Annotated in this window: 10 protein-coding genes; 7 read left to right on the top strand and 3 right to left on the bottom strand. The window is 70.3% G+C overall.

Annotated elements, in window-relative coordinates:
* The first annotated feature begins 14 nt into the window (after nucleotides 1–14).
* The 5 genes from LBW94_RS31490 (at nucleotide 15) to LBW94_RS31510 (ending at nucleotide 5,614) form a co-directional block, all read left to right on the top strand.
* Nucleotides 15–1,169, top strand: a complete 1,155-nt coding sequence (locus LBW94_RS31490) for an acyl-CoA dehydrogenase family protein (RefSeq protein ID WP_225061966.1) — start codon at nucleotides 15–17, stop codon at nucleotides 1,167–1,169.
* On the top strand, nucleotides 1,166–2,107 hold the full coding sequence (locus LBW94_RS31495; protein WP_225061965.1) for an acyl-CoA dehydrogenase family protein: 942 nt from the start codon (nucleotides 1,166–1,168) through the stop codon (nucleotides 2,105–2,107). Before LBW94_RS31490 ends, LBW94_RS31495 begins: the two co-directional genes overlap by 4 nt.
* A gap of 168 nt (nucleotides 2,108–2,275) precedes the next feature.
* Complete coding sequence (locus tag LBW94_RS31500) at nucleotides 2,276–3,466, top strand: acyl-CoA dehydrogenase family protein (RefSeq protein ID WP_266272612.1); 1,191 nt, start codon at nucleotides 2,276–2,278, stop codon at nucleotides 3,464–3,466.
* Nucleotides 3,467–3,740: 274 nt separating this feature from the next.
* Nucleotides 3,741–4,886, top strand: a complete 1,146-nt coding sequence (locus tag LBW94_RS31505; protein WP_266272614.1) for an acyl-CoA dehydrogenase family protein — start codon at nucleotides 3,741–3,743, stop codon at nucleotides 4,884–4,886.
* 158 nt (nucleotides 4,887–5,044) lie between these two features.
* Nucleotides 5,045–5,614 (top strand): TetR/AcrR family transcriptional regulator, encoded by a 570-nt coding sequence (locus LBW94_RS31510; RefSeq protein WP_225059259.1) that lies wholly within the window; start codon nucleotides 5,045–5,047, stop codon nucleotides 5,612–5,614.
* Between the two features lie 107 nt (nucleotides 5,615–5,721).
* Here the strand turns inward: LBW94_RS31510 and LBW94_RS31515 are convergent, their stop codons facing one another.
* The 3 genes from LBW94_RS31515 to LBW94_RS31525 are packed head-to-tail and all read right to left on the bottom strand — an operon-like array spanning nucleotide 5,722 to nucleotide 8,902.
* Nucleotides 5,722–6,489, bottom strand: coding sequence for an enoyl-CoA hydratase/isomerase family protein (locus tag LBW94_RS31515; protein ID WP_225059260.1), 768 nt, complete (start codon nucleotides 6,487–6,489; stop codon nucleotides 5,722–5,724).
* Nucleotides 6,489–7,766: an acetyl-CoA hydrolase/transferase family protein gene (locus LBW94_RS31520; RefSeq protein WP_225059261.1), complete on the bottom strand. Its 1,278-nt coding sequence runs from the start codon at nucleotides 7,764–7,766 to the stop codon at nucleotides 6,489–6,491. The genes LBW94_RS31515 and LBW94_RS31520 overlap by 1 nt, the downstream gene beginning before the upstream one ends.
* On the bottom strand, nucleotides 7,763–8,902 hold the full coding sequence (locus LBW94_RS31525; protein ID WP_225059262.1) for a CaiB/BaiF CoA transferase family protein: 1,140 nt from the start codon (nucleotides 8,900–8,902) through the stop codon (nucleotides 7,763–7,765). Before LBW94_RS31525 ends, LBW94_RS31520 begins: the two co-directional genes overlap by 4 nt.
* Nucleotides 8,903–9,003: 101 nt before the next feature.
* Between LBW94_RS31525 and LBW94_RS31530 the strand changes: the two genes are divergently transcribed.
* Nucleotides 9,004–10,554 carry a class I adenylate-forming enzyme family protein gene (locus LBW94_RS31530; protein WP_225059263.1) on the top strand — a complete coding sequence of 517 codons (1,551 nt, stop codon included), beginning with the start codon at nucleotides 9,004–9,006 and terminating at the stop codon, nucleotides 10,552–10,554.
* Nucleotides 10,551–11,318 (top strand): SDR family NAD(P)-dependent oxidoreductase, encoded by a 768-nt coding sequence (locus LBW94_RS31535; protein ID WP_225059264.1) that lies wholly within the window; start codon nucleotides 10,551–10,553, stop codon nucleotides 11,316–11,318. Before LBW94_RS31530 ends, LBW94_RS31535 begins: the two co-directional genes overlap by 4 nt.
* Nucleotides 11,319–11,344: the final 26 nt, after the last annotated feature.

Genomic DNA, 11,344 nt, shown 5'->3' on the forward strand with positions numbered 1-11,344 from the left:
GGCGAGAACGGAGTATGACAGTGGACTTCCGAATGGGTTCGGCCGCCGCCGGACTGCGGGACGAGTTGCGGCAGTTGGTCGCCGACGAGGTGCCGCCCGACTTCCTCGGCGCCTTCACCGACGATCCCGCGGATCTCGAGATCGCGCAACGGTTCTGCCGCACCCTCGCCGATCGGGGCCTGCTGTGCCTGGCCTGGCCGGAGGAGTTCGGCGGCGCCGGCGCCTCGGTCTGGGAGCAGACCGTGGTGCGCGAGGAGATGTGGGCGCATCACGAGCCGCGCGGCGCCCAGTACATGGGTGTGAACTGGGTCGGCCCGACGATCATGCGGCACGGCACCGAGGAGCAGCGGCGCAAGCACCTGCCGCCGATCGCGGCCGGCGAGGTGATCTGGTGCCAGGGTTTCAGCGAGCCCGACGCGGGTTCGGATCTGGCGTCGCTGCGGACCAGCGCGCGACGCGACGGCGACGGCCGGCTGGTGTCTGGCCAGAAGATCTGGACCTCGTACGCGACCATGGCGCAGTGGTGTTTCCTGCTGGCGCGCACCGCGCGCGGCGAGAAGAAGCAGCAGGGGCTGACGATCTTCCTGGTGCCGATGTCGGCGCCCGGGATCGAAGTCCGGCCCATCCGTAGCATTCTCGGCCCGCATCACCTCAACGAGGTGTTCTTCGACGAGGTCCGGGTCACCGAGGCCGACGTGCTCGGCACCGTCGGCGACGGCTGGCGGGTGGTGCAGGAGGTGCTGGCCTTCGAGCGCGTCGGCATCGCCCGGTACGCCCGCTGCGAGAAGCTGCTGAAGGCCGCCCCCGAGGTGCTCGGCGATCAGTGGGAGCGACTGCCCGCGCAGCTGCGCGCGGGCTGGGCCCGAATGCTGGTGCACGCCAGGCGCGCCCGGCTGCTGGCCTATCGGGTGCTGGCGGTGCAGAGCACCGGTGTGGTGCGGCCCGGTGACGCCGCCGCCTACCGGATCGCGGTCACCAAACTCGATCAGGACAGCGCCGCGGTGCTGACCGAGATCGCCTCCTGCGCGGTGGCCGACGACGACCGGACCCGGCGCTTCCGCCGGGCCGTGGAAGACCACTGGCGGTACACCAACGCCTCCACCGTTGCCTCGGGAAGTATTGAAATGCAACGTATCCTGCTGGCCCGCTCCCTGGTGGCGGCCTCGTGAACATCGAACTGGCCGACGAGGCACTGGAATACGGAACCCAGGTCCGCCGCGCTCTGGAGGCGGCCGGCGGCGACGAACTGGTCCGCAAGGCCGAAGCGCAACCGGCCGAACGCGAGACGATCGCCCGGGTGCTCGGCGAACTCGGCGCCTGGGAGCTGTCGCCCCGGCAGGACGCGGTCGAACTGGAGGCCGCGGCCGCCCTGTGCCGCAGCGCCGGATACTGGGCGGCGCCCTATCCGGTGGCCGAACGACTGGCCCGCCCGGCCGATCTCGATGTCGACGGTCTCGTGGTGGTCGCCGACGCCACTCCGATGGCGGCGGTGGCCGGGATCGAGCTGCGCTGGGCCGCGGTCGATTTCGACGGCCGCCGCAGTCTCGTCACGGCCGCGCAGCCGGATGTGCCGCCGCGCAACTCGGCCTTCGTGACCCCGCTGCGATGCACTCCGGTCGACACCGGCGGCGCGGGAGACATCGCGCTCGCGCTGGTGCTGCCGTGCTGGACCCTGCTCGGAATGCTGGACCGGGCCATCGATCTCGCCCGGGACCACGTCGTGGTGCGGCAGCAGTTCGGGCAGGCGCTGGCCCGGTTCCAGTCGGTGCAGTTCCAGCTCACCGATGCCGAGGTCGAGCGCGCGGGCGTGGAAATGCTTGCCCGCTATGCCCTCTGGAGCATCCAGGCGGGCAACGAGCAGGCCCTCGACGACGCGCTGGCGCTGCGGCTGGCCGCGATCGAGGCCGCCGATGTGGTGCTGCGGGTGTCGCATCAGCTGCACGGCGCACTCGGCTTCTGCGACGAGGCGACGCTGTCCTGGCTTTCGCGCTACAGCTGGCCGGTCCGCCGCTTGCCGCTCGGCCGCTCGGCCACCGAGGATCTGCTGACCCGCCGGATCGCGCGGCACGGCTTGCCGGGCCTGTTCTCCGAACCCCGGGGAGTGTGACGGTGCTGGAGTATGACCTGCCGAAGGTGGGCGGGCCGTGGTGGCGGTGGATGCCGTGACGGGAGACAGAACGCGGCACGGTGGCGTCCACGTGCCGGCGTCGGCGGGTGCTCCGGTGGCGCGGCGGGGAGTCTGTCCCGATACCGGATGGCGGGAAGGAGCGCGGCTATGAGCAGCCCGGTGCTCGAGGATTTCCGTGTGGGGGTGCGGGATTGGTGTCGTGTGCATGTTCCGGTGGGGTGGCGGGTGGGGCAGACGGGTGTGTCGGATGCGGAGTTCGTGGGGTTTCAGCGGGAGTGGTTTCAGACGTTGCGGTCGGGTGGGTTCGCGGTGCCGCATTGGCCGAGGGAGTTCGGTGGGGGGCTGACTGTTGCGGAGCAGGTGGTGTTGTATCAGGAGTTGGCGGCGGCGGATGCGCCGCGTCTGGTGCTGGCGTTCGTGGCGGTGCATCATGCGGCGTCGACGTTGCTGGCGGCGGGGAGCGAGGCGCAGCGGGTGCGGCATCTTCCGGCGATTCTGGAGGGTGAGGTGTGGTGTCAGGGGTTTTCGGAGCCGGGGGCGGGGTCGGATCTGGCGTCGTTGCGGACGGTGGCGCGGCGTGAGGGCGATGATTTCGTGGTGTCGGGGCAGAAGGTGTGGGCCAGTGGTGCGCAGTATGCGGATTGGTGCCTGTTGCTGGCGCGTACCGATCCGGTTGCGCCGAAGCGGAAGGGGATTTCGTATTTGTTGATGGATATGCGGTCGCGGGGGATTGATGTGCGGCCGATCCGGCAGGCGACGGGGGAGTCGCATTTTTGTGAGTTGTTTCTGGATGAGGTGCGGATTCCGGTGTCGCAGTTGGTGGGTGCGGAGAACGCGGGCTGGCAGGTGGCGCAGTCCACGTTGGGGGCCGAGCGTGGTTTGACGATGCTGGAGTTGGCGGAGCGGTTGGGTAATGCGGGGTTGCGGTGGCTGGTGGAGGAGTGTGCGCGGCCGGGTCCGGATGGGAGTCGTCCGGTCGATGATGCGGTGATCGCGGATCGGCTGGCGCAGTTCGAGACGGAGATCGAGGGTTTGCGGGTGTTGTGCCGGGATGTGGTGCAGCGGTATGAGGCGGGGAGGGTGGGTGCGGCGGATGCGTCGGTGGTGAAGTTGTTCTACAGCGAGTTGTTGCAGCGGTTGACCGGTTTCGGTGCGGAGGTGGGTGGTTTGTCGGCGCAGTCGGTGTTGCGGAAGCCTTCTTCGGGTGGGTGGGAGTCGGGGGCGTGGGTGCTGGATTTCGTGGGGTCGTGGGAGTGGACGATTCCGGGGGGTAGTAGTGAGATCCAGCGGACGATCATCGGGGAACGCGGGCTGGGGCTCCCCCGGGAACCCCAGTGATCTCCAAGGGTTTCGGATCGCGGGGGATCACGATGGTGCTGCCACCGCAGATCCCGGTATCGGGTACGCCCCCGAGACGGGGTGACCGGATCATGGCCCGGCCCTACGTCTTACGGCGAGCAGAGTGCACCGCCGCTGGGCCGACGAGGAAGTGCACGGAGACCCGATCGCCCGACCGGCCGGTCGAACATGTCCGGCGGGGATGCGCGGCAGGCATCGAACACAGTGAGGATCGGGTTCGGCGGCAGCCGGCCGGTCGGTGGAGGCAGAGTTCATGAGCAGCGAAACAGCGGCGGCGGCAGAGGATCTCGAGGAGATCCGGGAGGAGCTACGCGCGGTCGCTCGCGCGGTGCTGGCGAAAGCCGGTGCCGCTGGGCCGGATCGGCGGGCGCTGTCCGCGCACGGCTGGTCCGGGCTGGAGGTTGCGGAGGATCTCGGTGGTGCGGGTGTGACCTTCGCCGAGACCGCGGTGGTGCTGGAGGAGTTGGGCCGGGCCGCGGCCGCGAGTGGATACCTCGGGACCGTGCTGGGTGTCGCCGCGTTGACGGCCTCGACCGGCCCGCGCCGGGACGAACTGCTGGCGGCGGTGGCCGCGGGTGAGTCCTCGGTGGCTGTAGCGCTGTGCGGTGCGGACGCCGAGTACACCACCAGGTTCCGGCTGCGCCCCAGCGGTGCGGGCTGGATCCTGTCCGGTCGTGCGGAATTCGTGCCCGACGCGGCCACCGCGGATCGGCTGCTGGTGATCGCGGCGGACCCGTCGGACACCCCGGTGGTCGTGTGCGTCGCGCCTGCGACCGGGCTCGCGGCGGTCCCGGCCCCGGTGGTCGCGCCCTCGACCGGGGTCGCGGTGACCGCGGCCTCGGCGGTCGAGCCCACGGCCGGGCTGGTCGTGACCGCGACCCCGGTCGTCGACGAGTCACGCACGCTGGGCACGGTCGTCGCCGGCGATCTCAGCGTCACCGGCGACGACCTGCTGTGGTTCTCCGGTGACCCGCTCGCCGCCGCCCGGGGTCTGCACGATCGTGCCGCGCTGGCGGTTGCGTGTGACAGTCTCGGTGTCGCGGAGGCGATGCTCACCGCGACGGTGGAGTACGCGAAGGTGCGGGAGCAGTTCGGTCGGCCGATCGGTTCGTTCCAGGCGGTCAAGCACGCGTGTGCGGACATGTTCGTGCAGGCCACCGTCGCCCGCAAGCTGGTCGGTGTGGCGCTCGACGGTGACGGGACCGCGGTGGCGATGGCGAAGTCCTATACCGGTACGGCGGCGGTCGAGGTGGCCGGTGCGGCCATGCAGTTGCACGGCGGTATCGGTTACACGTGGGAGAGCGGTATCCACCGCTACCTCAAGCGCGCGACGTTGAACCGCGTCCTGTTCGGCACCCCCACCGCCCACCGCCGCAGACTGTCCCAGCGCTACCGGTGAGGTGAGCACCGGGAGCCGGTCTGCGGTAGGCACGAATACGGTCGGGAGCTTCTCGGGACCGGCGCCCGCTCGGCGATCCGACCGCGACAGCGATTCGAACAGTTCGGGTGAATGCCGGAAGACCATGGCAAACGAACCGGTTCGTTAGAGTCGCGGACGTGGCATACGACTCGGCGGCGACCAGGGAACGCATACTCACCGCGGCGGCAGCGGAATTCGCCGGACACGGTGTCGCCGGGGCCCGGGTGGATCGCATCGCGGCCGCCGCCGAGGCGAACAAGCGGGCCATCTACGACTACTTCGGCGACAAACAGTCGCTGTTCGCCGCCGTGCTGGAGCGGTTGATGACCGATCTGGCCGAAGCGGTCCCACCCGGCGACGACCCGGACCTCGGCGTCTACGCCGGAGACCTGTTCGACTACCACCGCGCCCACCCCGCGGCGCTGCGGCTGCTGCTGTGGGAAGCGCTGGAGCTGGGTGAGGAACCGGTGCCGGACGAGCCGGCCCGCACCCGGCACTACCTCGGCAAGGTCGAGGCCACTCGCGCGGCGGCGACCGGCGGCCGGGATCCGCGCGCGCTGCTGTTCTTCACCCTCGGCCTGGTCGGCTGGAGCTTCGCCGTGCCGCAGGTCCGCCGCATGATCCTCGGCCCCGGCCAGACGCCGGAACAGCTGCGCGCGGCCGTGATCACCGCAGCCCGAGCGCTCGCCGCCGCGCCGTCGGAATGAGACCGGTCCCGGCGATCAGCCGACCGGCCCAGCGCGGCGACCCCTTCTTCACCGTTCCTGCGGTCAGCGGCCGGTCGAGTGCGGCCGCCGCTTCCCCATCGGCCCGGTCAGCGGCCGGTCCAGTTCGGCTGCCGCTTCTCGGCGAAAGCGCGTGGCCCCTCCTGCGCGTCGGCACTGGTGTAGCAGTACTCGGCGGCGTGCCGAGCGGCCTGCAATGCCGCGGACCGGCCCATTTCCGTTGCGAGCATGACGGTTTCGCGAGCCGCGCGTACCGACAGCGGCGCCCCGGCGAGGACGTCGGTGGCCAGTTCCAATGCGGCGGGCAGCAATTCGTCGGGTTCGGTGACCCGGTTGACCAGGCCGATCTCGTACGCGCGGCGGGCCGTGACCGGCTTGCCGGTCAGCAGGATCTCCATCATGATGCGCTGCGGGATCATGTGGATCAGCGGGGAAGCCCACGGCGAACTGCGGCCCACCTTCACCTCGGTGATCGCGAAACGCGCTGTGCTGCTGGCGACACAGAGATCGCACGCCTGCGCGATCATCCAGCCGCCGGCGAAGGCGACGCCGTTCACCGCGGCGATGGTGGGCTTGGACAGTTCGAGGGTGTCGTAGGGGAGCGGGAACATGTCGCGCGGCGGTACCCGCATCCCCGTCTCCACCATCTCCTTCAGGTCGCCGCCGGCGCAGAACGCCTTGTCCCCGGCGCCGGTGAGGATCGCCACCCGCAACTCCGGGTCGCGTTCGAACCGGTCCCACGCCTCGAACAGGCCCTCGCGCACATCCTTCGACAGGCAGTTGCGGGTTTCGGGGCGGTTCAGGGTGATCACGGCGATGCCGTCGGGGCGCGCGTCGAAGACAACGGCGTCGCTCATCAGAAACCTCTCTGCCGGATCAGGTGGGCGGCACGGTCCAGATCTTCCCGGAAGTCCGGGTGCGCGATGGCGATCAGGCGGCGGGTGCGCTCGGCCAGGGACCGGCCGCGCAATTCGGCGGCGCCGAATTCGGTGACGACGATGTCGACATCGCTGCGGGCCGTGGTCACCGGGCCCGACAGCGTGGCGGTGATGCGGCTGATCGTGCCGCCCTTCGCCGTCGCGGGCAGCGCGATGATGGCATGGCCACCAACGGAATTGGCGCCGGCACGGACGAAGTCGACCTGACCGCCGGTGCCGCCGAGGTAGGACGAACCGCTCTGCTCGGCGTTCACCTGCCCGGTGAGGTCGACCTCCATCGCGGAGTTGAGGGTCACCAGATTGTCCAACTGGGCCAGCACCGCCGGATTGTGCGTGTAATCAGTGGTGCACATGCGGATCTCGGGATTGAGATGGGCGAAGTCGTACAGGCGGCGGGTGCCGATCAGGGCCCCGGTGATCGAGACGCCGGGGTCGATGCGCTTGCGCGCGTTGGTCACCACCCCGGCCTCGGCCAGTTCGACCAGGCCGTCGCCGATCATGCCGGAATGCACACCCAGGTCCCGGCGGTCGCGCAACTGCCGCAGCAGCGCGTCCGGCACCGCGCCGACGCCGGTCTGCACCACCGCGCCGTCCTCGATGTAGGCGGCGGCGTATTTCGCGATGGCCGTGTCGGTCTCGCCGATCCGCGCGGCCGGCACCTCCACCGGCGGCCGTGAAACCCGCACCGCGTAGTCGATCTTCGCGGCGGGCAGCCGCTCGCCCAGGGTGTAGGGCACCTGGTCGTTGATCTCCGCGACCACCACCCGGGCCGAATCGACGGCCGCGAGGACGTGATCGCTGATCAGGCCCAGGCTGTGGTTGCCCTCCGCGTCGGCGGGGCTCACCTGCACGAAAGCCACGTCGCAGCCGAGGATTCCGGCCTCGATCATAGGACCGACCCGGCTCACGTGGCAGGGCACCACCGCGAGCCGGTGCTCCTTCGCCACCGCGCGCAGGGTGCCGATCGCCCCCATGCTCGACAGTGCGAAACTGTCGGTGGCGGCGGGGGTGAACACCCCGGAGAAGCTGGTCGCCACGAAGACCGACAGGTCACCGATATCGCGGCCCTGCGCGATCAGCGCCTCCAGCAGTGTGGTCGGCTCACCGCACGCCTGGCCGACCACGATGCGATCGCCGGGACGGATGAAATCCGCCAGCTCCCAGCCGGTTTCGGGTAACAGGGTCGGTGCGCTCATCGCGGCTCCCAGCCGTCGGCGATCTCCGCGGTGTGCTCGCCGAGCCGTGGCGCGGGCCCGGCGACCCGGCCCGGAGTGCGGGAGAACCAGGTCGGCGGGCCCGGGAACCGGACCGGTCCCTGTGGGCTGTCGACGGTCTGGAAGAAGCCCACGGCGTTCAGGTGCGGATCCTCGAACAGATCGTCCAGGCTGCGCACCGGCGCGGCCGGAATGTCCAGTGAGCGCAGCAGGTCCAGCCACTGCTGGGTGGTGCGCTCGGCGAACGTCTCGCCCAGCAGCGCGTAGACGGTGTCGATCTGCCGGGCCCGCTGTTCCAGGGTCGCGAACTGCGGTCCGGCCCAGGCGGGTTTCACCGCCTCGACGAACGCGGTCCACTGCTTGTCGTTGTAGACCAGCGCCGAGATGTGACCGTCCTTGGTGGCGTACGGTTTCCGGTTCGGCGCCAGCGCGCGCGGATAGCCGGCGGGCGCCAGCGGCGGGCTGAACATGGCCCCGTTGGCGTGCTCGACCAGCATGAACGAGGCCATGGTCTCGAACATGGCGATCTCGACCTCCTGGCCTTCGCCGGTGCGTTCGCGGTGGAACAACGCCATCGTGGTGGCGTACAGGGCGGTCAGCCCGGCCACCTTGTCGGCCATGATGGTGCCGACATAGCTGGTCTGCCCGGTCAATTGGCCCTGCACGTACGGCAGGCCGCTCTCGGCCTGGATGGTGTCGTCGTAGGCGGTGCGGTTCGCGTCCGGGCCGCGCCGGCCGTAGCCGTAGCAATTGGTGTAGACGACAGCGGGATTGATCGCCGACACCGCCGGATAGTCGAAGCCCAGATCGGCGATCGCCTTGGCGCGCATGGAGTGGATGAAGACATCCGCGCCGGCGATCAGCGCGCGCAACGCCTGCTTGCCCGCCTCGGACCGCAGATCGAGCACCGCGCTGCGCTTGCCCCGGTTCACGTTGACGAAGACGCCGCCGAGCCCGGGTTCCGGCCCGACGGAGATGTAGCGGGTGTTGTCGCCGGCCGGCGGCTCGATCTTGATCACGTCCGCACCCATGTCGGCCATGATCTGTGTGCAGTACGGGCCCATCACCATGGCGGTGAGATCGACCACCCGTACCCCGGACAGTGGCCCCTGTGTCATTCGCGCCAGCCCCTCGTCACACCGACCTCCTATCCAATGAATCTTTGCAAGGATAGATCAAAAGAGTGAATCTTTGTAAGGATAGTGATATCAAGGTTGCCGTGGAGAGCTTCACCGATCCGGGCGACCCCGGCCAGGCCATCACCCTCCCCCCATCGATCGCCGCCGTCCTGGACACCGCGCTCGCGCGACGCCCCGACGCCCCGGCGATCGAGGCGGCCTCCGGGATCTGGACCTACGCCCAGCTGGACGAACAGGCCGGCCGCGCGGCGGGCGTGCTGTGGGCGCTGGGTGTCCGGCCCGGCGACCGGGTGGCGGCCTGCCTGCCCAACGATCTGGACATCGTCGCCGCGTTCCACGGCACGCAGCGCATCGGCGCGGTGTGGGCCGGGATCGGCGAGGCGCTGTCGGTGGCCGAACAGCAGCAGTTGCACGACACCATCGAGCCGGCCGTGGTCCTGGGCGGCCCGCGCTGCCTGCTGACCGGGCCCGCGGTGGTCGGGCTCGACCGCTGGACCGCCCTGCTGGAGGCCGCGCCGCCCGCGCCCGCGGTGGTCACCGATCTCGACGCGCCTGCCGGAATCGCCTTCACCAGTGGCACGTCCGGCGCCCCGAAGGCCGTCGTGCACAGCCAGCGCAACATGCTGCTGCCGGGCGCGGTGCTGGTGGCGACCCGGGGCTGGGGCCCGGAACTGCGCAAGGGCGACAGCTTCCCGCTCACCATCCTCAACCTGATCGTGCTGTCCACCCTGCTGACCGCGCAGGCGTGCGGCTGTGCGGTGATCATGAACCGCCGGGACGTGGACGGTGTCGCCGAATGGCTCACCGGCCGCCGGGTCACGGTGTGGAACGGCGCCCCAGCCCAGGTCTACGACCTCGCGCAACGACCACAGCTGGACCTGGGCACCCTGCGCGAGGTGTGGAGCGGCGGCGCGGACACCTCCGACGCGCTGCGCCGGGCCTTCGCCGACGCGCACGGGCTGGTGCCACGATCGACCTACGGGCTGACCGAGGCGCCGACGGTCGTCGCGATCGATCCGCCGGGGGAGATCTGGCATCCGGGCACCAGCGGACAGGTGCTGCCGCAGTTCGACGTCGCCGCCCACGACGACGAGGGTAATCGGCTCGCGCCGGGTGAACTCGGCGAATTGTGGATCACCGCAGCGACTTCCGGGCCCTACGCGAACCTGTGGCGGCCGCTGCTCGGCTACTGGGCCGACGGTGGCGTGCGGCCCGCCGAGCCCGGCCCGACCAAGACCGGCGACATCGGCACGGTCGACGCCGACGGCTGGCTGTCGGTGCTGGACCGCAAGAAGCTGGTCATCATCCGCGGCGGCGCGAACGTGTATCCGCTGGAGGTGGAACGGATCATCGCCGGCCATCCGGACGTGAGCAAGGTGGCCGTGTACGGGACCCCGGACGACCGGCTCGGTCAGCGTGTCGCGGCGGTCGTCGAAAGTACCTCGCCCACTGTCGATTTCGAGGCACTCGCCGACCTGTGCCGCCGCGAACTGGCCGGATACAAGGTGCCGGACCACTGGTCGCGGGTCGACGCGCTGCCGGTGAACGCGATGGGGAAGGTGGTGCGTCCCGGCCTGCCCGAATTCGTGGCCGCCCACGGCATCACCGAAACCACTGGAGGACACCGATGACCGACACCGCCGCGCGCCTGTTCGGCCTCCAGAGCCGGGTGGCGATCGTGACCGGCGCTTCCTCGGGCCTGGGCGCCGCGACCGCCGCGACACTCGCGGGTCTCGGCGCTCGGGTCGCGGTCGTGGCCCGGCGCAAGGAACGCCTGATGGAACTGGCTGCTCGGATCGACGGCCTCGCCGTCGCGTGCGATCTGTCGAACCTCGACAGCGTGGCCACGGTCGTGGCGGAAGTCGCCGAAACCCTCGGCCCTCCGGAGATTCTCGTCAACGCCGCCGGAAACCGCTTCTCCGACGAGCGCGCCGAATCCGAGCGCCTCGAGGACATCCAGGCCACCATCGACCTGAACCTGCTGGCCCCGTTCCGCCTGGCGCAGGCGGCCTTTCCGCACATGCGCGACCTCGGCCGCGGCAGCATCGTGAACGTATCGTCGATCAGCGGCCACGTCGGCGTCCCCGGTATCCCGCAAGCCTCTTATGCCGCAAGCAAATTGGGCCTGTCCGGCCTGACCGCGGAGCTGGCCGTGCAATGGGCCCGGCACGGCGTCCGGGTGAACACCGTCGCCCCGGGCTTCTTCCGCAGCGAGATCACCGGCGACTTCTACGACAGCGAACGCGGCGGCGACTGGCTACGCCGCAACACCCCGCTGCCGATCGAGGGGACCGCCGACGACATCACCGGCGCGATCGCCTGGCTGGCCGGTGACGCCGCCCGCTATGTGACGGGGCAGACCATCGTGGTGGACGGCGGGTGGACCGCCCGCTGAGCCGGCTCGAGCTTCGGACTGTGCGC

Source organism: Nocardia sp. alder85J (genome assembly GCF_020176955.2).
Classification (GTDB): domain Bacteria; phylum Actinomycetota; class Actinomycetes; order Mycobacteriales; family Mycobacteriaceae; genus Nocardia.